A 24,290-nucleotide genomic window follows, 5' to 3' on the forward strand; every position below is an offset into this window, starting at 1 on the left:
AATTTACTCATTAAATTAACCAAAATAGAAGGAGAATTTAAAATTGAAAACAATAAAAATAGCTATGGCAAGCGCACTGCTACTTGGTGCTATCATCGCTCCATCTAGTTCTTTAGCTGTGAGTGAAACTGTAACACAAAAAAATAATGTGCAGTTGGAGATTGACGAAGACGATTACTACTATCAGTTTCCCGATGTTATTGGCTGGGCAAAGCCGTCCGTTGATTATTTAGTAAAGAAAAAAGTCTTAACTGGCTTACCAGACGGTACATTTGGACCTAATCTTGAAATCGATAGAGCTTCTGCCGCAATTATCATGGCAAAAATATTAAACTTACAAATAGACGCTTCAGCAAAACCATCATTTAAGGATTCTCAAGAACATTGGGCTACTCCTTATATTGCTGCAGTTGAAAAAGCTGGAATTATTAAAGGAGTAGGTAATGGAAATTTCGAACCTTCTGGAAAGCTAACAAGAGCTGCTATGGCTTCTATGCTTGTTCATTCATATAACTTAGACAAAAAAGCCACTGAAAAACTACCTACTGTATTCCAAGATTTAAAAGGACACTGGGGTGAAAAATCGGCCAACCTTCTTGTTGCCCTTGGTATTTCACTGGGTTATGGTGGTAGTCATTGGTATCCAGATAACACTATTACTCGTGCAGAAGCTGCACATTTAGTTGCTCGCACAGACCAATCGAAAGATAAAGAAATTAAATTAAAGCAAGTTACTATGAAACAACATTATTTTATTTATCCTGAAACCTCTCTTCATTCAGGTATACTTGCTGAATATGCACCACAAACCGTTACTGTATTCGATGAATCTGAAAACGGATGGATTAAAATTGCTACAGATCATGGTCTAAAGTGGACACCATTACAAGAGAAACAAGTATATATTGATAAAAACTTTGTTACCTTTGATAGACCGTCAAGAACAGGATATGTGGTTGGTAAATATCCCCCTCAAACTGTAACAGTCGTTGAAGAAAATAGCATCTGGTTAAAGATTCGCACTAGCAAAGGTCTTCAATGGATGAATCCATACTTAGAAGAGGGTGAAGGAAAAGAACTCACATACATACCAAAGGAATTTTTCGCTTACGATAGCCCTAATTTTTCTTCTAGAGTATCTGGAAAGTATGCTCCACAAGGTGGTATAGAAGAATTAGCTAAGACAGATGACGGATGGGTACAAATTCGTACAGATAAAGGACCAAAATGGGTAAATATGTCTTATCTCTTACGTCCAAAGCTTCTCTTAAATGTTCCTGCTATTAATCAATTGCCGGAACTACAAAAAGGAAGTACAGTTGTTTCACTGCAAATGCTTTTAGAATACTACACAGGACGTTCATTAAATAAAGTAGAATTTGCGAAGCAAATGCCATTTGATACAACGCGACGCAAGACTGATGGAAACGGAAAAGTTACAGTTTGGGGTGATCCAGACATCGGATTCGTTGGTGATGTAAGTGGAAAGAGCTATGGTTACTCTATTAACCCAGCACCATTGAAACAATTACTTGATAAACATGCAAGAGGTACAGATTTAACAGGACAGGATTTCTCTGTATTAGAAAGCTATGTACGTAATGGTAAACCAGTTGTAGCGTGGGTAGGGAACAAAATAACTTCTCCGCAACTAGAACATACTTGGCAAACACCTCAAGGAAAAACCGTAAATGGATACAGAAATGCACATACTATTATCATAACTGGTGTAGATGATCGTAACATTTACTATAATGACCCATTAGACGGTAAAAAAGACCAACCCATGGTAAAATCCCGATTTGAGCACAGTTATAATCAAATGGGTAAAAAAGCTTTAAGTATCGATTAATAATGTAAAAAGCCTATGTTGATCATATAATCAACATAGGCTTTTTCTATGACATCTCAAAATCATCAACAATTACTTGAATTACACAATACGATTCTTCGGCTACTTTCTCACTATTATCCCTATTCGCATCATATGTAATTAACGCCTTCCAAAGCGCCCACCCTCTCGCTCTATTCCACGTTTCTTCATCCATACACAATACTTCTTTAAATACACTTCTACTATTTTCATCAAAAAACGTCCATGCCATCGCTGCATCACAGGCAGGATCTCCTACGCCTAAAATACCAAAATCGATTACGGCACTAAGCTTTCCATCCTTAACGAGTAAGTTTCCTGGTGCAACATCTCCATGAACCCAAACTGGTTTACGGTCCCATGTTGACCGAAGTGCTAAATCCCAAAGATGCTTTAATAATGCCTCATCAAAAATGTCCTTATTATTTTCAATGGCTGTTCTTGCCTCTTTATCGTATACGGATATAAGCCCGCCCCGGTAAAAATTATGCGCTCCAGCTATTGGTCCGTTACTCGTATCAATTGATTGTAATTCTACTAGAAATGAACCTAAGTCCGCCGCAAACTCATCTAAGTCACAAACATTTTCTTTCGTAACCGTTTCTCCCTCTATCCATTTATTAATAGACCAAGGCCATGGATACGCTTCAGATGGATTTCCTTTCGCAATTGGTGCAGAAATTGGCAAAGAAAGTTCCTTACTTAATATAGGAAGCCACTTGTTTTCTTTCTCTACTTGCGGTGTATATGCTGCATCACTCGGTAATCTGACACTCATCTGATTCCCTAAATGAAACGTTCTATTATCATGCCCGCTAAACTTTACAGGCTTCACTTCTAAATGTGCCCATTCAGGAAACTGTTCCTGTATTAACTTCTCAACTAAACTTACGTTAATTGGATTCATTCACTTTCTCCTTCTCTTTTGAAATTTACTAAGCCCATCTGTACTACCAATATATTCAAAGCCGCATCGCTTATAAAAATCATTCAACAGTTGGTTATGCCCAACACAATCTAACTTCAAATACTCTTTATCACTTTGCACATTCTCTTCTACCCAATGCAAAATCCATTCTCCTATTCCATTCCCCTTATACTTCCGTTTTACCGCAAATCTATGAATATATAATGAATTAGAAACTTCCTCTTTACCAAAAATGTGTTCATCCCATTCATTTTGTTTAGGAGAAACTGTAACTGTACCAACTATTTCATCTTCTTTCATAACAACATACGTATATTTCTCGCTTATGCCTTCTAATATTTCAGCTGTAGCTTCTCCTCCTAAAAGATACTGCCATTGATTCACTTCTTTATGTTGTAGCCATTGTGCTACTTCTTTTAATAGAATTATAATACTATTACTTTCATTTTCAGTAGCAATTCGAATTGTATATTCTTTACTAATATTTCTCTCCATATTGCTGTTCCCCTTTCAAATTACTACCATACTGACATACGAGTCCTTCCATCATTTTCATCTGTAATATATTCTACATAAAATCCTTGATTCAGTGCGTTTTCATACATCATTTCAATCTCTTCTTGTTTTTTCGCATAAATTTGTATGTAATCACCATCGGCTACTAATACGACTACTTCACACTTACTCTCCTTAAATTCTTCATATGTTTCAATTTCTCCTAGTACTTCCCCTTTTGGATATGCTTTTAAGTCTACAAATAAAAGATAATATATGTTATCTTTTATTTGTTTTTTTAATTCTGATCCTTCCATGATCTCGTTATCTTCTGAAAATAATTCTGGACCTAATCCATTCCCTACTATTATATAAGCTTCCTCCCTTCCCACGGCTTGCCAATCAAATGTAATAATATCAATTGGCTTTAACACTTTCCAAAGTAAATTATCATATCCATCTAGAATATCTACTGTAATTCCTCTTTTCATATGTTTGCTCCTAGCTTATTTATTTTCATTTTCGTTCCATACATTATATACCAAATTCAACTACTATATTTTGTCGATACTCTTTGTAACTTGTATTTCATCATAAAAAACCGCTCCACTACTAGCGAAACGGTTTCCTTCTGCTTACATTTAAATATCCTATTCAATTGTTGCACTGCGTTTTAAAATAATTCCTAATATATTCACCACATCAGCCATTCATTCTTAATGCTCACTTCGTTTTCACAAAATAATATAAAAACCATACCGCATGATTTTGTTCATCTGCAGCTATTCTCCGCAACAAATCTTTCATAGATGCATCTGATGTTTCATCTGAAATTTCTAAATAAAAATCTACAGTCTTTTGCTCATCTTGTATAGCGAATTCTAATCCTTGTAAGTAAGTATTAGGACATCCTTCATTAAGCTTTGGTTTCGGCTGCCTGCCAGTTAAATTCGTATAGATTTGTACAAAATTTTGAAAATGCCTTATTTCATCATTACGGATTTCAAGAATTTGTTTTTTTTCTACTTGATTTGGAGCCATATTAGCTAATTTTGCATAGCAATTTATAGCCGTAAACTCTCCATCAATTGCTTTTTCAATATCGCTAATTAGCTTATCATTTTGCCTATACCAATCATAATAATTCGAATTATACATCGTATCCCCTCCATACTTTCGCATAACATTTTATGCATTTTGAAATAGTAGGAGCATGTGTATATAACGGGACGGCTTTAGATTGAAAGTAAAGTTTGATAACAAGGTCTATTTTGTAGGGTAATTGCTTATGCATACAATAACACTAATTTTTTGTATACTGTTGCTATAAACTCTCGCGGGAGTTGGAAAATACATTCGCGAATCAACGAAAGGTTCAACATGATGCGGTGCGAAGCTATTATGAGTTCAGTGACATAACTAGGAGGTTCCACTATGCCATCTTTATTTAAAACTATGGAGTTCCAGCTAAAAACCGAACGACTTGATCTGAGTATGTGGGAGGAATCCGATTCAGTTTGGATGAGAAAATTAATTGGCGAACGTGGTGTGGACATGCCGACCCTCGACTCCGTTCGTAGCCGGCTTATTGAGATGCGCAAGAAGGCAGACGAAAATGGTATTTCCCTTCTCACTATTCGAAGGAGAGACGAAGGCGATGTCATCGGATACTGTGGCCTGATTATCGGGCGTTCCACACTTGAAGAGCCGGAGATTGCATACGAGTTGCTCCGCAGTACTCATGGTAAAGGCTATGCGACTGAGGCAGCATCCGTTGTGCTGGACGCTGCGATTGCTACTGGGCGCCATAGACTTTGGTCGACTGTAGGCGCTTGGAATGTTGCTTCCCTCCGGGTGCTAGAAAAGATAGGATTTAAGCGGCATCACAGTACATGGGAGGACGAACGTGGTGAGATTGTTTGGAACGTACGTGATCTTTAGAGATCCCGCCTTAATTCCAAACAAAACACTGTTTAACAATCAGGCGTTTAAATTGAGAAAAAATCACAAAAATTATCAAAATTTATTCCAAGGCTACAACAGCAAATACGAATTCTTCAGTTTATAGATTTCACCACAAAAAGCCGTTTCACTAAATAGTGAAACGGCTTTTTTTAAACATTCAATTCTGTTTTATGCCCTTTTACTGCATTACGTTTGAAAGCAGTTGCTAGTATAGTAACCATACTTACTACACCAATCCAAACGAGGACAGTAACTGGTGTATTCCAACTTAAACCTTTTCCGAAGAAGAAGATTTCTCTAAGTCCTTCGATCATAAATTTCATTGGTAACCATGAGTAAACCCAGTCTTGATAAAACGAGGGCAACATCTCAGGCGCTAGTGATAATAATGGTGCTCCGAAGAACAGCAATAAAGCGAATAATCCGATCCCATTTAGTCCAACTAATGAGAGCACCGCTGTAATCATTAAGAAGAAACTAAACGCTGTAATAGATAAGAACAACGCCGTATCCGTTACATTCGAAATATTTAATCCTACCATTCCATCTGCAATCCATGTAAGACCAAATCCAATTACAAGCGCCGCAACAGCTCCTGTTACTATTTGTTTTACTTTTAATACAAAGTTTTCTTTTCGTGAGCCGACTGGCATTTTACTAATCGCAATAAAGATGATTGCTGCACTCGCTAAACTGGCAATCCATAACGGTTGGAATAATGATATTGGTGAGTTACCGTTCGCACTATTTTTGCCAATTTCATTTACATTTGTCACTTTCTTCGCAATAGGTGTTACTAAATTTGAAGCTTGATCTGTTGTTAAAGTAGCACCTTTTGCTTTAAACGCATCTAGTAGCTGCGTACGAACAGTATTGTTCATATTATCAACCACACCATTTAATATTTGCCCTGCCATAGTTGATGCCGCTGTATTCATTCCTTGATTTATGAATATTTCTACCTCTGGTGAAGATGGTTGTGGTGTTCGTAACGATGCTTGTTTTGCGCTAAATTCTTTCGGAATGACTAATGCCGCGTAATATTCTTGATTGTTTAACCCCTTTTGAACTGATTCCTTATTTTTTACTTCTACCCACTTCACCGCAGGTTCTTTATCTGATTTCGATGATTTTTTCATCGTATCAACGATTTTTTGCCCCATATTCATTTTAGGTTGATTCGGAATTTCTACTCCTTGATCCTCATTTACAATTGCAATTGGTAAATTTTTCGGCTGAGGTTGAACGCTTGGAAATAATGTTAATGAAAAAATAAAAACAATAAGTAGTGCAATGACTGGTGATAATAATAAAAGTTTATTTTTAAACATGTTCTTTTCCCCTCCTTTAATTTCAGTTACAATAAGTGAACAACGTGTTGTTTATTTATATTTTGAATTATATGTTTGCGTTGAACCTTATACAATAATCAGAAATCGCGAATGTGTCGGTTATAAGACACATTTGATAAATATGTTGAAGAAAATTTAGGAGGGACATACTTTGCGAGATAGTAATTTAGATTTACGAGTGATTCGTACGAAAACGGCCATACGAAATGCATTTGTGGAATTAATTGAAGAAAAAGGCTTTGACGCTATTACAGTAAAAGATATTACAACGAAAGCAAACATAAACCGTGGTACGTTTTATACACATTACCTAGATAAATTTGATTTAATGACGAGATGCCAAGAAGAAATTATGTACGAGATGTCTAGCATTGCAAAAAAGAAATTTCCTGAAGTGATTGCGGATCTTGGATCAAACCCTTCCCCAACGACTCCATTTGCACTTCTCACTTCTATTCTTGAATTTCTAAATGAAAATAGTGATTTTATAAAAGCTGTACTTAGCCCAAAAGGAGATTTATCTTTCCAAACAAAACTGAAAGACTTTATGTGGAAAACACTGTTTGAAGATACGAATGATGCTCTCATAAAGAAAGAGAATTTACTTGTCCCGAGCCAATACTTTGCTTCTTATATGGCATCTGCTCATATAGGTGTCATTCAGCAATGGTTAAATAATGGGCAAAAAGAAACACCGGAGGAAATCGCTCACATTTTATCAACAATCGCAGTTCATGGACCTTTTTATGCAGCTGGCTTGAAGAAATAGGCCTGTTGCATAGAAACATGTTTTAATCAATCTCAATTACATCAACAAACTTAAAAGTGTGCTTACTACTAAGAGCATCAGTTGCATATAACCGTCTATCAACCACTGTTATCTAATTTTCATATAAGTGTAAGCACATTTTCATTGGAATAATACCCTTTACCAAATTTCTAGGCTAAGTAGTTACTATTTTATTAATAACTTAAAATTCATGTTCCTACGAAAAAAGCTGTTGAAAGGAATCCCCTTCAACAGCTTCTCCATTATTAACGATATAAACGAACTGCACCTGCAGAATTATCATCTGCTTGTCCAACTACTTCAAATTTCAATCCAAACTTCGGTAATTTACGTCCTGCATCTGGGATTAAATCGTTCATATACGATTTAGAATCATCAAACTTCGTTACACCTGGTAACCCTTTGTAATCATATGTTCCGCGTGTTGGAGATACAACTTTCCACGCTGGCGCTTGGTTAAAGGAGAACGCAGCATCTGCGATTTGGAATCTTGTACTATTTTTAACAGTAGGTTTGCCATTTAGCGTTCCAACAATTGCCTCTGGGTGAGAGTCAACAACTCCTAAGAAACCTTCGCCTGGATGCATACCAACCCAATTATCTGTAAAGCTAGAGTCTGCATACCATACAAGAAGACCTGTATTATACGGTACACCACTACTATATTTTAACGCTTGATCAGCACCGGCGTAGTTTCTCCACTCTAAATAGTAGTTATGTTTCTTCTTATCAAAACCGTTCGATACAACGAAACCATCTAATTTTAATTTCGCTTCGCCTTCTGTATCATCAGAGAAGACATCATTTCCATCTACAGTTAATGTAGCGTTATCAAGAGTAAAACCGTTCGGTGCAAAACCAGCATCTGTAATGTATTCGAATACTAGTTTTATTTTTTGACCTTTAAATTGACTTAAGTCATATGACTTATCTACCCATTTACCATCCGTTGTATCTAGACCATTTTTCACATTCTTTTCGCCAATGCGATCCACTAACGTTTTCTTATCATCTTCTGTCACTGCATGTACTTCTAGGAAGTCATAATCTGTTTCAATCTCATACAATGTTTTGTAATCAAATTTCACATTTGTTGCATTTGTTAAATCAAACATTGGTGTTTCTAATGTTGTATGAAGATTATCACCTTTTGTACTATAGTAATATTTCTTACCAAATGCAGGCTGTATACCCTTTACCTCTTTATCTGGTAAGTTAACGCGAATTAAACCAGGACGAGCTGATTTCGTTACACTTTGATCTAAGTACGTCGCCAAACCGATACCGCGGTTTAATTTTTCATAGTCAACCTCTACAATATTTGCCCAGTTTCCACCCATGTTCTTTTGAAAGAACTCTTTGTTTTGCGGAGAGAAACTCGGTGGCGTTGTACCCGCAATTTTACCAGCCCAGCTGCCGCCGCTCATAACAGACCAAGAGTTAATTGGCTCACCTGCTCCTGAATACTTCGTATCATACTCATCTGGAAGACCTAAATCATGACCAAATTCATGCGCGAATACACCAACTGCTCCGTCTTCCGGCTCAATTGTGTAGTCGTATGCTGCCATTTTACCGCCCCAGTTATCAACCTTTGCTTTTGTTCCTTCAATTGGATATGGTGCTCCAAGGTTCCAACGATGTGACCAAATTGCGTCATCACCTAGTCTACCACCGCCTCCATCTTGCCCAACTCCAGCGTGAATAACCATTAAATGATCAATAAGACCATCTGGTTCATTTTTATTGCCATCACCATTATTGTCATATTGATCGTATTGATCAAATTCCGATAAATCAATACCACTTTCTACTGCTGCATTCAATGCCTCTTTTACAAAATCACGAGGTCCTTTTGGTCCTTTATTATCATGACCGCCATCTCCTGCATCTGCACCATAATCCGCTGCATTACCAGAAACTGTCAACCACTTTGTTACTGTCCCATCAACTGTATAACTACCACCCGATTGCTCTTCATAATATTGTTTAAATGTTGGGGTTTTTGAACCATCAAAGAGTGTAAACGGCTCATCACCAAATAACATTTTTTGATAATGTTCTGGATTAAAATCATTTGAATACATATAACCTGGTACTTGATCAATATTGTTATGCTTAAAATCAGCAAACTCTACTAGCAATACAAGAACTTTATCTTTACGAACATCACCATTATATTGTTTTTGCTTCGCTGAAGTAGTTGGTACTTTGCCGTTTAATCCCCCTTTAACCGGCTCTTGTCCAGCTACCGGACCAATAGCAGGTTGATTTACTTTTTCTTTCTCATCTGCTTTTGCATCTTTAACTTTTTTCAAAAAGTCAGCAGCTTCTCTCGTAACACTGTCCCCCGCTGCTGGTTCTTTTCCAGCATTTTCGCCTTTTTTCTTCTCTACGTATTTTCCAACAGCTTTTAATGTGTCTTCTTTCGACGTAGATTCACTAATTACACCGCGTTTCTTGAGCGCATCTGCTAAACGCTCCTCTTGAATTAAATTTTCATCAATTGGACTTAAAGTTCCTACATTAGACGGCGTTGCTGCATAAACAGATTGACTACCAAACCCAAATGTGCAACTAAGCACAGCTGTCGCCGCAAGCGTAGACAGCACCTTAAAAGGCTTTTTCTTCATCCCTATTCCTCCCCAATATTAAATACGTTCCAACGTTTATATAATAAAGAATATTCTAATAATTCGCAATATATTGTCTTAATTTGTAATATTTTTGAAAATATTCTTTGTTTTAGATTGATATACATTCTGATTCATCGATGTTTCAGGTGATAGCAACTGGCTTAAAAAATAAAAAGACCATCCACTACTTATAGCGGATGATCTTTCATTTAAAGTGCAACTACAGTATCTCAATATACCCCTCTGTTCCATGTACCCGAATTCGTTGCCTGTCTTTTATTAGTTTTGTAGCATTCTCTACCCCTACGACTGCTGGTAATCCATACTCACGTGCGATAACTGCTCCATGTGTCATCAGTCCGCCAACTTCGGTGACCAATCCTTTTATAGACACAAACAATGGGGTCCATCCAGGGTCAGTAAAGGCAGTAACTAATATATCTCCATCTTCTAAATTCGCATCTTCCATATTTAAAATAACGCGTGCTCTCCCCTCAATCACCCCTGAAGAAACAGGTAGACCTACGATTGCTTCAGCCGGGAGATTTTCTCGTTTGTACTTCCCAGTAATGATTTCTCCATCAGACGTAATAACACGCGGAGGCGTTAGTTTTTCATATAATTTGTAATCATTTTTTTGTTTATGAATAACCTCATAATCTAGTTTATTTGTGCGAACGACTTCGTGAAGCTCTTCAAAAGTTAGGTAGTATATATCATCAACTTCATGAATGACACCGCTCTGCACAAGTTGCTCTGCTTCTTTCAATAACGCCTGCTTATATATGAAATAACGATGAATCATGCCGTATTTTGGGTATTCACGATAACCGGTGTAATTCCGGATGTTACGAATCATTCTCTTCGTCTCTTCTACTTTTTGTTTACCATCCGGCAAGTGCTGCAATCGCTCTAATAACTCTTCTTCTTTTTTCAAAGCTTCCCGCAGCCCTTCTTCAAACTTCCTCTTACTAGCACCAGCTTCAAAGTCTCTTATATGATTTAAAATCATCGGGATAATTGTAGCTGGCTGTTCACTCCAGCGCGTTTTCGTGATGTCGATTTCTCCGCTGCATCTCATTCCGTATTTATTCAGAAAAGCTTGGATTGCATCCCGAACTTTTTCCCCGCCTTTAAACTGGATTAGTTCATCTAAAAAGCTGTCATCTTCTACATGTTGTAAATACGCAATAACTTCTGGATACGACCGAATCACATCTGCCACATCCAATAACGCTAGCCCCATTTCTGACGTAACATTATGTTGTACAGATTGTGAAAGTATGTCTGCAGCATTCTTTTCCCCTAGCCATTTCTCCATCTTTTCATTAACCCATGAGGAAGCATTCATACCTGCCATAATGACAGATATACTTTGCGGGCTAAATAATACTTTCCTTAATTGCTTAATATCTTCCAAAATAAAATCAAGTACATCTGATCCTGATTTCGTTTGTATGTTTCGTTTTAACTCTTCGATCGATGCTTGACTATTCTTTATTAAATCCGTGACGATTGCCGGATCGTTTTCGATTTCTGGTTGCGAACTTGCAGGCGGCGCACTTTTACTAACACTTTTTTCTTTTTCATCATCCGGTAACAATTTGATAAAATTCTCTCGCTCGATTACAGTCGTTAATGCATCTCGTATGAGCGGATCTGATTTTCCTAAAGTGTTTATTAAGTAATCTCTGCTAACAGGTGAAGCTAATTTTTGTGTAGCATCAACAAACAGCCTTCCTCCCGCTTTGCGCATAGGGGCACTAGTCGTTAACAGGAAAAAAGATAACCCTAGTGGTTTCATCGCATCGGTCATCATTTGTTGGTGACCAACCGATATATATACATGATTTCCCCCACCATTTGCTTCTGGAATTGGATATAAAGTCGTAATCGGACGACTTTGAACTATATAAAATGTATCATCAACTAAACACCATTCAATATCTTGCGGACAAGCAAAATAAGCTTCGATTTGTCTTCCTATCTGTGCTAGCTGTAATATTTGTTGTTCCGTAAGTGTTTGAACCTTTTGCTGATTAGGAGCAATTTGTTTTGTTTCTGTTCCGCCTTCTTTTCGTCCATAGATAGCTAATTTTTTAGTCGCTATCATCTTTCCCACAATTTCGCCTTCTTTTACTTTATAATTATCAGCAGATACTAAGCCTGATACTAACGCCTCACCAAGCCCAAAACTTGCATCGATTGATAACACCTTTCGATTAGAAGTAATTGGATCAGCAGTAAATAAAATTCCTGAAGCCTGCGGGAAAACCATTCTTTGAACGACAACACATATAGAAACTTGGCTATGTTCAAAACCATTTTGCATTCGGTATATGACTGCTCGATCTGTAAATAAAGAAGCCCAGCACTTTCTTACATGCTGCAAAATTGCTTCTTTTCCAATGATATTTAAATACGTATCTTGTTGACCAGCAAACGAGGCATATGGTAAATCTTCAGCAGTAGCGCTAGAACGCACTGCATAAGCATGCTCATTTCCAAAACATGAGAGATAATGAGTAACTGCTTTCTCAACATCGGAAGTAATTTCTACTGCCATAACGATTTCTCTAATCCTCTTACTGATTTCACCGATTTGATTTCGGTCCTCAATTTTTAGCATTGTTAATTGATTCAACAAAGCTTGAAACGCTTCATTTTGTTCGATGGCCTTTTCATATCCTACCGTTGTAACACAAAAACCTTCTGGCACTTGTATACCTTGAATGTTAGATAACTCTCCTAAATTCAATCCTTTTCCACCAACGAGCGAAAGCTGCGTTTTTTCTATTTCCTGAAAATCGAGAACGAAAGAACTCATTTAACATCTCTCCTTACTATGCATGTGTTCTTGATTGTAGCAGTAGTAAATGCGAAGAAACAGTCTATTTTGAATGTTATTTACGTGATATAATTAAGTTAGGAAGAGATCATCACTTTTATTTCTCCCTCTAATTCACTTCAATCACATCAACAAACTTAAAAATCCGTTCATTATAAAAAGCATCTGTACAAATAACCGTCTCATTTATTGGATTAATATCCACTACTGTTATGTAATTTTTATATAAATAACCATCTTTATAATATGTAAGTAAAATCTCTTCTTCACCTAAAAATGAAGTTAATAGCTTATTTTCAATCATTTCTTTTGCATCTTGCGTTAAGATTGGACGCCGGGCTTTCGTTTGCTCCTGTATCATTTCTTTAATAACTGCAAACTGCTCTGGCATACTGGCAAACGGTTGCCACTTAACCATTCCTCTTCCTTTTGGCATGTTAGCATTTTTCACGATTTGTGCCCTCCTAATAATGTGTTTCTATATCTTGCTGTTGCGACGCTTGTGTAGGAAACCCCACGTAAAATACTGTTCTTACCAAATCGTGTTCGAATTTCGTCCATAACCTTCGTTAATCGCAGTTCTTTTTCTCTTTGTACAATGTTATCGAAAAGCGAAATTTGCTCTTCCCCTTCATTTATTAAATTTGTTAGCGAAATACTTATTGATCGAATCGGCTCCCCTGTATGTCGCTCGTATAAAAAGTATGTACAAACATTGTAAATATCCATTGTTAAGTTTGTTGCCCGATTTAATGTATGTGCCTTTCGTATCCCTCCGCCGTATTCCTTGCTATATCCAACTGAAAAATGGATTGTTTGCGCGCATTTCTTTTCTCGTCTCAACCTATAACAAACCTCTTCTATATGTTCTAATAAAATAACGATGAACTCTTCTACCGAATAATCACGTAATAATATTTGGCTTTTTGCTATCGATGTTGTTGCAGGAACGTATTTTTCTGCTATTCTGCTAAAATCAATCCCATTACTATGTAAATGTAACTCTTCTCCTATTACACCAAACGATTGTTTTAAATATTTCAAAGGATACTGCGCTAACTCCCCTATTGTATGTATACCTTTTCGGTTCAATTTCATTTCCGTTTTATACGATATACCCCAAAATTTACTGAGCGGTCTAATACCCCATAACTTCTCGGGTATATCGTCATACGTCCACTGCGCTATTCCATCCCTATTCTTTTTCGCTTCAATATCCATTGCTACTTTACTCAATAATAAGTTCGGACCAATGCCAACTGTACTGTCGATCCGCGTACGTTCATATATTTCTCGCTTAAACTTTAATGCGAACTCACGCGGATTACTTGCAAACAAATGAATACTTGCAGTCATATCCATGAAAAATTCATCGATACTATATTGATGAAAATCTTCGGGCGCGACATACTGCAAGGCTAAACCAGTTATGAAAGTTGAACACTTCATATACGTATGCATAATTGGATTCACAATAATAATATCTGGTCGCTTCGGTATTTCGTACAATCTTGCCATCTTCCTGATCCCTAACGCTTTTAATGGCGGTGTTGCTGCTAACACAATTGATCCGCTCTGATTCACATCCCCTACAACGGCCAATTTTGTATAACGTGGATCCAGTCCTTTTTTAATACATGATACACTCGCATAAAAGCTACGAAGATCTACACATAGAATAATACGATTAGGTAAAAGAAAATAATCATACAAGGTAATCACTCCTAATAAAAGAACATTTGTTCTTATTATATACGAACTCTTGTTCTTTTTAAAGGGGTTTCCATGAAAATTTTGGTTAAAATAACCTTAAAATTCTTTTTAAGAAAATCTTAAGAAAATCTCCCTTTATTCATAAGAATTTTTTTCTATACTGAAACATGTAAATGAACAAAAGGAGAAATAATCATGAAGAAATTTGTAATTTGCATAATAGGAATAGGCCTCCCTATATACTTACTACCTTTCATATTACGCGGAGATTTAGACAGATTTAATCCGATTGCTGAAGAAAAAAATGTATACGCCGTTGCGAAGGGATATGGCGTTCCAGATTACCATCATAAAGGAAGAGCTATGTACTCACTAAAGGGTGTTGATGAATTAAGGAATGAGAAAGAATATACAATAGGAACGAACACTCCTAATGATTTTATAAGAAAAACTTACTTGAAAATTCATGTGAAAGGTAAGTATGTCTATTCTTACGACGTTATTTCTGAAAAGGACATTCCGGAGAAAATAAGAGGACAATTAGAAATAGTAGATAACTAAAAGAGCCTACTCGTATGAGCTGGCTCTTTTAGTTTGTTTTATAATGTTACTTTTCCCATAAGCTAAAGATTCTATTACCCATTTTCATATTTTTTGAATCAATAGGTGGAATCTCTCCGTCTATTTATCAGATCGGGTGCTTAATCTGTTCCCCAAACCGATAATTGATATAAACTTTCTTCTGTATAAAGCATATTCTTATTGGTCGACTTAATCTCCATAAAAAGTCCCTCCAATAAATTTCTTAATGGAAGGATTCATCTAAGATAGTTAATTTCACCGGTGGTTAGCTCAACTTAATGACTACGGGATCTGTCCCCATTTAGTGATGAAACCCATTATCACATTTTGTATCATGTGGCATAGGCCCGTCCAGGGAATCCAGAAAGGCAACGGCCTGTTTGAGGTTCATCAAAAATAAATGCGCGAGATCCATTGATAATCCATTTCGAACCACAACGCGCATAATCGTCACCTCTTCCATATCTGGAGGCAATGGATAAGCGGGTACTTGCCAGCCGAACACACGCAATTGTCGAGATAAATCATAAAGATTCCAGTTTAATGTGTAACCATCTTTCAGTCGCCAAGCGAAAACCGGAATATCCGAACCATCGGACAAAAGTTCGAACGGTCCCATCTTCTGAATCGCCTTACTAAGAAAAAGAGCAACTTTCTGAGAAGCCCTTTGGACATCATAGTACCCACTTTTCCCCAAACGCAGGTAATTGTAATATTGCAGGAGCACTTGTGCGCCAGGACGAGAGAAATTCAGAGCAAAAGTCGGCATGTTCCCGCCCAAATAGGAGACGCGGAAGATTAGATCCTCAGGGAGATCTTCAGCTTCTCGCCAAATTATCCAACCCAACCCAGGATAGACTAATCCATATTTATGTCCGGATACATTGATGGACTTCACCCTCGGTAATTGAAAATCCCAGACTAAATCTGGTTGAAGAAACGGTGCTATAAATCCCCCCGAAGCCGCATCCACATGCATGGGAATGTCGAGGCCCGTCCTCTCCTGTAAATCGTCCAGCGCTTTCGCAATGGCGGCAACCGGTTCGTAAAGCCCGGTATAAGTCTCACCGAGAATCGGTACTACACCAATCGTATTTTCATCCACGACAGCGAGGACCCCCTGAGGATCCAATTGGGGATGCTCTGGGCTAACCTTCACATAGCGTGGTTCAACCTCCCAATAGTTCGCGAACTTTTCCCAAACGACTTGAACAGCAGAACTAAACACGATATTGGGACGATCCACCGGTTTCCCTTCGCTTTTGCGTGCGTTTTGCCAGCGTCTCTTTAACGCAAGCCCCCCGAGCATACATGCTTCCGACGATCCAGTTGTTGAAACACCCATAGTCGTAATGGGGTTGGGCGAATGCCAGAGATTGGCTAAAATGCGGACACACCGCTCCTCAATTTCGGCTGTCTGTGGATATTCATCCTTGTCAATCATGTTCTTGTCGAATGATTTGGCATATAATTGCTCTGCGGCAGGCTCCATCCATGTGCTAACGAATGTTGCAAGATTCAAGCGGGCATTGCCATCAAGAGCAATTTCATCATGGACGATTTGATACGCTGTTTCTGGTAACATGCCTTTATCAGGCATGTGAAAGCGCGGAACGGCTGATTCTCCTTCGCGGGCAAACAGAGGATTTATAGAAAATTCGTGAGGGAGCTCCATTTGCATGTGACGCGGTACATATTGTGGATTATCTGGTACAATCTCTTTTCCTTCGTATGCATCGTTTTGAGCTTCTACTTTTCGATCCTGTGGCATACAAGTCCCCCTTAATTAATTGTTTAACGAACATATTATTTACAAAAAAACATTTGTTAAACCAAGGAGACAATTCTAATAAAAGGTGCTGCCACCAAGTGAAAGCACTGTAGAAAAAACTGTGTCTATTTTCTTGACGTAGTATCAGTTATCATTTTTTGATTTTTTAAACACTTACAATATTTAATGCATGCAGCAAAGTTGGTGCTTCTCTCACGATAACAAACAGATTAAGGACTTACTGTTGTTGTCACAGTAAGTCCATTTTTCACCGAGTCTATTTCGGCATCAATGGCGCAGGTTTTACGGGCAGCGATCGAAGGCGGGCTGGACCCGGAACAGGCGTACACCATGAGCGACATGGCAATCCAGTGCATAGAAGAAATAGATGATATAAAGTAGCTTCAAGATCACCGCAACACCGTTGCAATCGAGTTTACAAAAATGGTAAATCAGATAAATGAACACAAATCCCCTAAGCCAGTCAGGGTCTGCGAAAGTTATATTAAAAATCATATTTACGAGCCTATATCGGTGAAACGGCTCTCTGAAATTACTGGGTTAAACCCAAATTACCTGTCCTCGATGTTTAAAGCAATCACCGGATTTTCTGTATTAGGCTTTATCAATAAAGAAAAAATCAATGAAACAAAAAAGCTGCTGATAACGACAGACCTTTCCTTAACGGACATTTTGAACCTACTTCGTTTTTATGACCAGAGTCATTTCACAAAAACATTCAAAAAATACACAGGTATTACACCTAAAATCTTTAGGGATCAAAACAAGCACACATATGGGAACATAGTAATTTGTTAGGAGAATACCATTTTTATTCGGAGAAAGTGATATCATTAGATTCTTTAAGGCCACTAAAACTTTCTTAACGTTGTTAAAAACGGGGTAATCGTCAGGAAAATGAGCTTAGCGTTGTAAATCACAAAATAAAAACCCCCATTTCTCTGTATTTAAATTGAGAAATAGGGGATTAATCACTTAACAATATTGCCCGATTGTTGAGGATTTTTATTTAAAATAAATAACTGATTAATAGTCCGATTGATAATAAGAAGCCGAAAATCGTATTTGTCATCGCTGTTGATTTCATTGCGATGCGCATATACCCTGGATCCTTTGCCCCTTTTTGGAAACTTTGAATTGCAGAAATTGGCTTTTTCAAACCTAAGAACATAACTAATGCCCAAGGGCTTATATAACCCATCAATACAATTACAGCAATCCATAAATAAGCAATGAAAAAGGCTACCGCTAGTGTTACCACTGCTTTTTCTCTCCCAAGGAGGATTACTAATGTCTTTCTTCCACCTTTAATATCTTCTTCGATATCTCGGATGTTATTCGACATGTTGATTGCACCTACTAAAATTCCAATTGGAACGGAAATCAATATACTTTCAATCGTTACAGTATTCGTTTGAATAAAGAAAGCAATGAGTACAAAACATGTTCCCATTAACAATCCAGAAACTAATTCTCCAAACGGAGTGTACGCAATTGGTAATGGACCACCTGTATATAAATAGCCAACCGCCATCCCAATTAACCCAATAACGACTAACCACCAGCTACTATTCATACAAATATAAATTCCAATAAGTGCTGCTACTACATACAATAAAAGCGCAACTGTTAAAACATTTTTTGGTTTCAATCCATGACGGACAATTCCACCACCAATGCCAACAGAATCAGCGGTATCTAATCCGCGTTTGAAATCATAGTACTCATTAAATAAATTCGTTGCTATTTGCAATGCTAAACATGCGCTCATCATCGCAATAAATAAAAGCCAATCAACTTTGGCAACATAAAGTGATGCTACTGTCCCTAAAATTACAGGAGAAAACGTCGCCGTCAATGTATGTGGGCGCGTCATCTTCCATATTAATTTAGCGGGACTAATTTCTTTTTCATTCCCCATAACTCTGTTCAATCTCCCTACATTTAAGTATAAATTACTAGCAGTATCGTTCTATCTATTTCCTGCTTCACATCCATTATATCAAAAAAACGAATTGGCATAGAACTGTAATGCTCTTACTTGTTCCCCTATCACTCTTAAATTCAGTTTTTCAAAAGAAAGTCCGTTGCTCAAATTCGAACAACGGACCTTCTTTATACCAACCAATTTAAAACATCCTCAGCAATCTCTTCTGGTCTATCCCAATGCATTAGATGCCCTGTATCTTTGTAAAGCTTAGTCGTAATATCAATATGCTTCTTAAATTCCGCAATCTGCAATTCTCTTATTTCTAAATAATTATCTGGAAGATCACAATACAATAATAAAATATCGCTTTTAATTTTATGAGATTTCAATGTTTTATACACCGTATATTGAAACTTAATTACACCTCTAGCGGTATCGCCATTAGCATGCCATTTCACCTTACTATCCTCTTCTCGCATTAAATCATAAACCGCACGTTCTATTAATGGTGACCATCTGCTGTAAACCATTTCTTCTGATTGGATGAATGCTTCTTTACTGTCAAAAATATATTCATCAAAATCCTTTTCGTAATGAGTGATTTCTTCTTCTAATGATCGCGGTGGACACTCTCCTTCTTTCTCATCTTTATACAGCTTCGCAAAATAATCTGCATTCATTTCACCATGATGATAACCACCATCTAGCAAAATCATTTTATTCACTTTTTCTGGACATTCTGCCGCATAGTGAAGTGCAACGCTTGCGCCCCATGAATGTGCTAATATATGAAATGTTTCTTTTCCTATGTGCTCAAGTAATGCTACCACCCAATTTGTTAAATGGAATGCACCGTAATCTTCATCCTTCTCAAAATTTGGTGTTTTCCCATGTCCAGGTAGATCAAACGATACAATATGATATTTATCTTTTAAAAGTTCCGCTATTTCTATAAAACTTAATTTTGTACTTCCTAAACCATGAAAACAAATGATTTGAGGTTTACTTTTATCTCCCCATTCACAAACACTTGCTTGGTATTCACCAAATTCTACAAAAAAGTGATTCATTTTTAATCTCCTCTAATTATTAGATATAAATTAGTTCCAATTCAAAATTGTTTTTTCAGAATAAATAGATTCTACAAAATTATCCGAATCCCTTTTTCGCAAATAATTTTTGTAGAATGCGAGAGTTAACTCTCGTTGAAAACACCAAACGCTTACCTTCATGTTTACCGCTGCTAATATATTTAAGTTAATAGTTAGACTACATCTTCACGCCAATGAAATTAATATAGTTTAATAATTGCAGTATTCGTTTATCATATGTGTGATTTTTCAAAGTCCTATCCAGCCCATTTTTCGCTATACGTTTTCTTTCTTGTACATGTTCCAAATAGTACTCCGCTTTTTGTATAAACTCCGATGCACTATTAAAAGTTTCTATTTCAACACCTGGTATGTAATGCTTTGATACATCTGGACGTATATCCGTTAATTGAAAAGAACCTACGGCATTAATTTCAAACGTCCTATTATTTACTGAATATGCTTTGATATTTGCAGAATTACAATTCAATTCCTTATCACTTGGTGAACGATGTAAATTTATATTGATTTTAGTAGATACGTAAAATTGTAACGCATCTTCATACTTTGCAAGTGGCAAGAGTTGTATTTTATCCTTTAATCTTTCATAATTCTTTAACTTCTCCCAACCAAACCCTACAATTTTTGTGTTCTTTTCTGCTAAATACTCTGCAATCGAATCAACAAAGTTAATTCTATTTTCAAATGCTGCGCCTATAAAACTAAGATCATACTTATATGTATCTTCTTTAAGAGAAGGTTTAAATACCTCTTGATTTGCTGCTAAAGGGAGATGAAACACATTGTTACATCCTATCTCCTTATAAAACTTGATACAATTTAAATCTTGCGTAAATATGTAATCATAATACGGAACAAGATTTTGTGTTACCTCCGTATAATAAGGATCCTCTGTCAGCCAAAGTCCAGTAGTAAAGCCTGCATTCTTTAAGACTGGCATGACACTATTAAATTCTCCGCTTAAACCACTTAGTACCAAAATAAAATCTGGTTTAACTTTTAACGCAATTTTTATAGCTTTTTCTGGACTCACCATAATTGTATTGCTGTTTACCTTTTGTAAACTATTCAAAATTGCTACTTCTATCATTGGATAATAAAAAGGAATGCCTGATTGAATAAATAAAATTTTCTTAGGAGTATTGTCTTTCATGTCCTTCCTCCTATACGTATTTTCTCATTCTCCAGAAAAATACTTTAGGATTTAGCTAAAAGCCTTTTGTGTAGGCTCTGCAATCTTTATTCATTTTCATAACGTCCTACTTTATATTTATAAGCACCGTTTATGTCCATTATGTTGAACTTTCTCGACTTCACAGACTAATAAGATTTTTACAGTGAATAATTTTTCATCCTCTTTAGAAGCTGTCACGAAAGGAATAAAATTAGGTTATATTCAGCCAAATTATGAAATATAAAAAATGAATACATAAAAGAAAGAGATAACCCCTGGGAGCTATCTCTTTCTTATCGTATTTTACAAAACTTCAATAATTACGCTAATTAGATTTTACTTTTGTAATCCAGTAATAATGGTATCTATATTCCATTTCATCATTTTCAAGTAAGTATCTCCATCCTCACCTGATTTACCTAGTGAGTCTGTAAAAATTGTCCCTGCAATCGGCACGTTTGTTTCTTTTGAAACAGTTTCCATACTACGTCGATCTACACTTGTTTCTACAAATAAAGCTGGCACTTTGTTTGTTTGAATTACACTTACAACATCTCTAATTTGATCTGGAGTACCTTGGTTTTCTGAGTTAATTTCCCAAATGTATCCCGTCTTAATATCATATGCTTTTCCAAAGTATTTAAAAGCACCTTCACTAGAGATTAAGAAACGTTTTTCCTCAGGGATTTGATGAATTCTGTTCACTGTCTCATCGTGTAACTTTTGAAGTTCTGCTACATACTTGTCGGTATTTTTAGTATAGAATTCTTTATTTTTAGGGTCTTCTTTAATTAATGCCTTTTTCACATTTTCAGCATATAAAATGCCATTTTTAATATTCATCCATGCATGTGGGTCTGGTTCTTTTTCTAATCCTTTTGTCTCTAAATAAATAGCTTCTACGCCTTCACTTACTTTATACACAGGTGCATCTTTCTCTGATTTATTTGCCGTTTTTAATAGCTTTTTAAACCACGCTCCACCTTCTTCTAGATTTAATCCATTGTAAAGTACCATATCTGCATCTGTCATTTTCATAACATCTTTTGGTAGTGGATCATATTCATGCGGGTTAGCTCCAATTGGAACAAGACTATGAATCTCAACTTTATCCCCGCCAATTTGCTTCACCATATCATATATAATGGAGTATGTAGTTACAACTTTTAATTTTTCACTGCCCTCTTCTTTTCCATTTGTGTTACTAGAACACGCTGTTAATGCAAATACGAAAATACAAATTACCGATAATAAAACATTTTTAAATTTCATTTTTATCCTCCAATCAATTATGACAACTCTGCTCTATTTTTTTTAATTTTGATAGCTCTCCAAAATAAACCTTGTGACGGTGAGAAAAAGAATGCCAATGCGAACAAGAATGTTGCAACAAGAACAATTGTCGCACCTGAAGCAAGATTATAAGAGAAACTAAAATATAGCCCTACTACAGATGAAAGTGCACCAATGCCTGCCGCTAAATAAATCATGACCCATAAACGATTTGTTAATAAATACGCTGTAGCCGCTGGTGTAATAAGCATAGCGACAACTAGAATAATTCCTACAGTTTGAAGTGATGCTACTGTAACCATTGTAAGTAGGATCATTAAGCCATAATGAATCCATTTGTTCGGTAACCCGTAACTTTGCGCCATCGTTGGATCAAAAGTGGATACGAGTAATTCTTTGTAAAACAGCATCACAAGCCCAATAATGACCACTCCGATAATAAGTGTCATCCACATATCTGAAGAACGAACTGATAGGACGTTCCCGAATAAAATATGATATAAATCTGAACTACTCTTCATAAAGGTAATTAAAATAATCCCTACAGCAAATACAGATGTAAACATAATCCCTATTGCCATATCATGTTTAATTCGGCTATTTTGACTTACAAATCCTATTCCAACTGCAGTAATAACACCTGTTAAAACAGCTCCTATGAAATAGTTCATACCAATCATATAAGAAAGTGCTACTCCAGGAAGAACGGCATGTGAAATGGCATCACCCATTAATGCCATACCTCGTAAAATAATAAAACATCCAATGACACCACAGATAATTCCTACCATAACGGAAGTTAATAACGCCTTTTGCAGAAAACTGTACTGCGTTAATGCATCTATAAATTCTACAATCTTCATGATGAATGTACCTCCGCTGCATTATTAAACAATATTCCTTGATTCACATATGCTTTTGACATAACAGTTGGTTCTAATACTTGTCGTACTTCTCCGCAATGAATTAAGCTTTTATTCAATAATAATAATTTATCAAAATACGATTCTGCTTTACTTAAATCATGATGTACAACAACAATTGTTTTTCCTTCTTTACGTAATTCCCTAAGAATTTTAATGATTGTCTCTTCACTTGTTACATCTATTCCAACAAACGGTTCATCTAAGAAGAATATTTCTGCCTTTTGCGCTAAAGCTCTCGCCAAAAAGACACGTTGCTGTTGTCCACCTGAAAGCTCACCAATTTGGCGATGTTTAAACTCTTCCATTCCGACTTTCTTTAGACATTCAAATGCCCAATCCCGCTCCCCTTTCTTCGGTCTTTTCATCATCCCTAAAGATGGATATGTTCCAATTAGCACGACATCTAAAACTGTGATCGGGAAGTCCCAATCTATATCACTTCTTTGCGGTACATATGCAACACTCTTTCTAACACTTCGAATATCCTCTCCAAGAATTTGAACAAATCCCTTATCATTTGGGATTAAATCCAATACAGCTTTCATTAAAGTAGATTTTCCCGCTCCGTTTGGACCAATAATTCCAACGAGATTTCCTTTTTTAATCTCAAAAGAAACATTTTGAACCACTTGATTCCCTTGATAGGATACAAATAAATCTTTGACAATTATAGCCTCAGTCATTTTTTATGTACTCCCCCTTCTTTTTTTCGTCAATGTAATTATTTTGCACAAAGGCAACTTTTAAACAAAAAAATATAATGCGAATGTAAATCCGCGCCTAAGTTTCCTTAGGGAAACTTTTTTATATGAGTCAAATTATATAAGCTAGATGCAAATTTGTAAACTAATTTTTACGAATTTATGAATATACAATAAAAA

Annotated in this window: 21 protein-coding genes; 5 read left to right on the forward strand and 16 right to left on the reverse strand. The window is 36.4% G+C overall.

The genetic code is table 11. The features are described 5' to 3' along the window. Nucleotides 1–43: 43 nt before the first annotated feature. A complete protein-coding gene (locus LUS72_RS15385) occupies nucleotides 44–1,852 on the forward strand; it encodes an S-layer homology domain-containing protein (protein ID WP_097830247.1) in 1,809 nt (602 codons plus the stop codon). Between the two features lie 46 nt (nucleotides 1,853–1,898). Here LUS72_RS15385 and LUS72_RS15390 read toward each other — a convergent pair whose 3' ends face one another. The 4 genes from LUS72_RS15390 to LUS72_RS15405 all read right to left on the reverse strand — a co-directional run bounded on the left by LUS72_RS15390 (nucleotide 1,899) and on the right by LUS72_RS15405 (nucleotide 4,454). Then, nucleotides 1,899–2,780, reverse strand: a complete 882-nt coding sequence (locus LUS72_RS15390) for an aminoglycoside phosphotransferase family protein (RefSeq protein ID WP_264447006.1) — start codon at nucleotides 2,778–2,780, stop codon at nucleotides 1,899–1,901. Then, nucleotides 2,781–3,296 (reverse strand): GNAT family N-acetyltransferase, encoded by a 516-nt coding sequence (locus tag LUS72_RS15395; RefSeq protein ID WP_097830249.1) that lies wholly within the window; start codon nucleotides 3,294–3,296, stop codon nucleotides 2,781–2,783. It abuts the gene before it with no gap. Nucleotides 3,297–3,319: 23 nt separating this feature from the next. Beyond that, entirely contained in the window at nucleotides 3,320–3,787 is a 468-nt protein-coding gene (locus tag LUS72_RS15400) for a DUF2691 family protein (protein ID WP_097830250.1), read from the reverse strand. Nucleotides 3,788–4,019: 232 nt separating this feature from the next. Next, on the reverse strand, nucleotides 4,020–4,454 hold the full coding sequence (locus LUS72_RS15405) for a ferritin-like domain-containing protein (RefSeq protein ID WP_097830251.1): 435 nt from the start codon (nucleotides 4,452–4,454) through the stop codon (nucleotides 4,020–4,022). A 276-nt stretch (nucleotides 4,455–4,730) separates the two neighbouring features. Here LUS72_RS15405 and LUS72_RS15410 point away from each other — a divergent pair, with 276 nt between their 5' ends. Continuing rightward, nucleotides 4,731–5,237 (forward strand): GNAT family N-acetyltransferase, encoded by a 507-nt coding sequence (locus tag LUS72_RS15410; protein ID WP_097830252.1) that lies wholly within the window; start codon nucleotides 4,731–4,733, stop codon nucleotides 5,235–5,237. Between the two features lie 173 nt (nucleotides 5,238–5,410). On the opposite strand, the gene LUS72_RS15415 is transcribed toward LUS72_RS15410, so the two are convergent. After that, nucleotides 5,411–6,592: a YhgE/Pip domain-containing protein gene (locus LUS72_RS15415; protein ID WP_097830253.1), complete on the reverse strand. Its 1,182-nt coding sequence runs from the start codon at nucleotides 6,590–6,592 to the stop codon at nucleotides 5,411–5,413. Nucleotides 6,593–6,764: 172 nt separating this feature from the next. On the opposite strand from LUS72_RS15415, the gene LUS72_RS15420 reads away from it, so the two are divergent. Further along, complete coding sequence (locus LUS72_RS15420; RefSeq protein WP_097830254.1) at nucleotides 6,765–7,382, forward strand: TetR/AcrR family transcriptional regulator; 618 nt, start codon at nucleotides 6,765–6,767, stop codon at nucleotides 7,380–7,382. Nucleotides 7,383–7,648: 266 nt separating this feature from the next. Here the strand turns inward: LUS72_RS15420 and LUS72_RS15425 are convergent, their stop codons facing one another. The 4 genes from LUS72_RS15425 to LUS72_RS15440 all read right to left on the reverse strand — a co-directional run bounded on the left by LUS72_RS15425 (nucleotide 7,649) and on the right by LUS72_RS15440 (nucleotide 14,600). After that, entirely contained in the window at nucleotides 7,649–10,036 is a 2,388-nt protein-coding gene (locus LUS72_RS15425; protein ID WP_097830255.1) for an immune inhibitor A domain-containing protein, read from the reverse strand. Between the two features lie 223 nt (nucleotides 10,037–10,259). Next, a complete protein-coding gene (ppsA, locus tag LUS72_RS15430) occupies nucleotides 10,260–12,866 on the reverse strand; it encodes a phosphoenolpyruvate synthase (protein WP_097830256.1) in 2,607 nt (868 codons plus the stop codon). Nucleotides 12,867–12,996: 130 nt separating this feature from the next. Beyond that, nucleotides 12,997–13,338: a YolD-like family protein gene (locus tag LUS72_RS15435; protein ID WP_097830257.1), complete on the reverse strand. Its 342-nt coding sequence runs from the start codon at nucleotides 13,336–13,338 to the stop codon at nucleotides 12,997–12,999. Beyond that, nucleotides 13,335–14,600: a Y-family DNA polymerase gene (locus LUS72_RS15440; protein ID WP_097830258.1), complete on the reverse strand. Its 1,266-nt coding sequence runs from the start codon at nucleotides 14,598–14,600 to the stop codon at nucleotides 13,335–13,337. The genes LUS72_RS15435 and LUS72_RS15440 overlap by 4 nt, the downstream gene beginning before the upstream one ends. A 195-nt stretch (nucleotides 14,601–14,795) precedes the next feature. Here LUS72_RS15440 and LUS72_RS15445 point away from each other — a divergent pair, with 195 nt between their 5' ends. After that, nucleotides 14,796–15,161, forward strand: coding sequence for a YxeA family protein (locus LUS72_RS15445; RefSeq protein WP_097830259.1), 366 nt, complete (start codon nucleotides 14,796–14,798; stop codon nucleotides 15,159–15,161). Between the two features lie 322 nt (nucleotides 15,162–15,483). Here the strand turns inward: LUS72_RS15445 and LUS72_RS15450 are convergent, their stop codons facing one another. Continuing rightward, entirely contained in the window at nucleotides 15,484–16,953 is a 1,470-nt protein-coding gene (locus LUS72_RS15450) for a glutamate decarboxylase (RefSeq protein WP_097830260.1), read from the reverse strand. Nucleotides 16,954–17,397: 444 nt separating this feature from the next. On the opposite strand from LUS72_RS15450, the gene LUS72_RS27320 reads away from it, so the two are divergent. Beyond that, nucleotides 17,398–17,772, forward strand: a complete 375-nt coding sequence (locus tag LUS72_RS27320; protein ID WP_097830261.1) for a helix-turn-helix transcriptional regulator — start codon at nucleotides 17,398–17,400, stop codon at nucleotides 17,770–17,772. A gap of 211 nt (nucleotides 17,773–17,983) precedes the next feature. On the opposite strand, the gene menA is transcribed toward LUS72_RS27320, so the two are convergent. The 6 genes from menA to LUS72_RS15485 form a co-directional block, all read right to left on the reverse strand. After that, nucleotides 17,984–18,895 carry a 1,4-dihydroxy-2-naphthoate polyprenyltransferase gene (gene menA / locus LUS72_RS15455; RefSeq protein ID WP_097830262.1) on the reverse strand — a complete coding sequence of 304 codons (912 nt, stop codon included), beginning with the start codon at nucleotides 18,893–18,895 and terminating at the stop codon, nucleotides 17,984–17,986. A 194-nt stretch (nucleotides 18,896–19,089) separates the two neighbouring features. After that, nucleotides 19,090–19,974: an alpha/beta fold hydrolase gene (locus LUS72_RS15460; RefSeq protein ID WP_097830263.1), complete on the reverse strand. Its 885-nt coding sequence runs from the start codon at nucleotides 19,972–19,974 to the stop codon at nucleotides 19,090–19,092. A gap of 199 nt (nucleotides 19,975–20,173) precedes the next feature. After that, nucleotides 20,174–21,169 carry a CgeB family protein gene (locus LUS72_RS15465; RefSeq protein ID WP_097830264.1) on the reverse strand — a complete coding sequence of 332 codons (996 nt, stop codon included), beginning with the start codon at nucleotides 21,167–21,169 and terminating at the stop codon, nucleotides 20,174–20,176. 357 nt (nucleotides 21,170–21,526) lie between these two features. Further along, nucleotides 21,527–22,462 (reverse strand): manganese ABC transporter substrate-binding protein/adhesin MntA, encoded by a 936-nt coding sequence (mntA, locus tag LUS72_RS15475; protein WP_097830265.1) that lies wholly within the window; start codon nucleotides 22,460–22,462, stop codon nucleotides 21,527–21,529. Nucleotides 22,463–22,479: 17 nt separating this feature from the next. Next, nucleotides 22,480–23,346: a metal ABC transporter permease gene (locus LUS72_RS15480; protein WP_097830266.1), complete on the reverse strand. Its 867-nt coding sequence runs from the start codon at nucleotides 23,344–23,346 to the stop codon at nucleotides 22,480–22,482. After that, entirely contained in the window at nucleotides 23,343–24,092 is a 750-nt protein-coding gene (locus tag LUS72_RS15485) for a metal ABC transporter ATP-binding protein (RefSeq protein ID WP_097830267.1), read from the reverse strand. Before LUS72_RS15485 ends, LUS72_RS15480 begins: the two co-directional genes overlap by 4 nt. Nucleotides 24,093–24,290: the final 198 nt, after the last annotated feature.

The sequence above is a fragment of the Bacillus cereus genome (assembly GCF_025917685.1).
Taxonomy (GTDB): domain Bacteria; phylum Bacillota; class Bacilli; order Bacillales; family Bacillaceae_G; genus Bacillus_A; species Bacillus_A cereus_AT.

What these genes read in the sequence shown, in the direction of transcription:
- LUS72_RS15390 (WP_264447006.1), bottom strand. Translation starts at nt 2,780, where the DNA reads ATGAATCCAATTAACGTAAGTTTAGTTGAGAAGTTAATACAGGAACAG.
- LUS72_RS15395 (WP_097830249.1), bottom strand. Translation starts at nt 3,296, where the DNA reads ATGGAGAGAAATATTAGTAAAGAATATACAATTCGAATTGCTACTGAA.
- LUS72_RS15400 (WP_097830250.1), bottom strand. Translation starts at nt 3,787, where the DNA reads ATGAAAAGAGGAATTACAGTAGATATTCTAGATGGATATGATAATTTA.
- LUS72_RS15405 (WP_097830251.1), bottom strand. Translation starts at nt 4,454, where the DNA reads ATGTATAATTCGAATTATTATGATTGGTATAGGCAAAATGATAAGCTA.
- LUS72_RS15410 (WP_097830252.1), top strand. Translation starts at nt 4,731, where the DNA reads ATGCCATCTTTATTTAAAACTATGGAGTTCCAGCTAAAAACCGAACGA.
- LUS72_RS15415 (WP_097830253.1), bottom strand. Translation starts at nt 6,592, where the DNA reads ATGTTTAAAAATAAACTTTTATTATTATCACCAGTCATTGCACTACTT.
- LUS72_RS15425 (WP_097830255.1), bottom strand. Translation starts at nt 10,036, where the DNA reads ATGAAGAAAAAGCCTTTTAAGGTGCTGTCTACGCTTGCGGCGACAGCT.
- ppsA (WP_097830256.1), bottom strand. Translation starts at nt 12,866, where the DNA reads ATGAGTTCTTTCGTTCTCGATTTTCAGGAAATAGAAAAAACGCAGCTT.
- LUS72_RS15445 (WP_097830259.1), top strand. Translation starts at nt 14,796, where the DNA reads ATGAAGAAATTTGTAATTTGCATAATAGGAATAGGCCTCCCTATATAC.
- LUS72_RS15450 (WP_097830260.1), bottom strand. Translation starts at nt 16,953, where the DNA reads ATGCCACAGGATCGAAAAGTAGAAGCTCAAAACGATGCATACGAAGGA.
- LUS72_RS27320 (WP_097830261.1), top strand. Translation starts at nt 17,398, where the DNA reads ATGGTAAATCAGATAAATGAACACAAATCCCCTAAGCCAGTCAGGGTC.
- menA (WP_097830262.1), bottom strand. Translation starts at nt 18,895, where the DNA reads ATGGGGAATGAAAAAGAAATTAGTCCCGCTAAATTAATATGGAAGATG.
- LUS72_RS15460 (WP_097830263.1), bottom strand. Translation starts at nt 19,974, where the DNA reads ATGAATCACTTTTTTGTAGAATTTGGTGAATACCAAGCAAGTGTTTGT.
- LUS72_RS15465 (WP_097830264.1), bottom strand. Translation starts at nt 21,169, where the DNA reads ATGAAAGACAATACTCCTAAGAAAATTTTATTTATTCAATCAGGCATT.
- mntA (WP_097830265.1), bottom strand. Translation starts at nt 22,462, where the DNA reads ATGAAATTTAAAAATGTTTTATTATCGGTAATTTGTATTTTCGTATTT.
- LUS72_RS15480 (WP_097830266.1), bottom strand. Translation starts at nt 23,346, where the DNA reads ATGAAGATTGTAGAATTTATAGATGCATTAACGCAGTACAGTTTTCTG.
- LUS72_RS15485 (WP_097830267.1), bottom strand. Translation starts at nt 24,092, where the DNA reads ATGACTGAGGCTATAATTGTCAAAGATTTATTTGTATCCTATCAAGGG.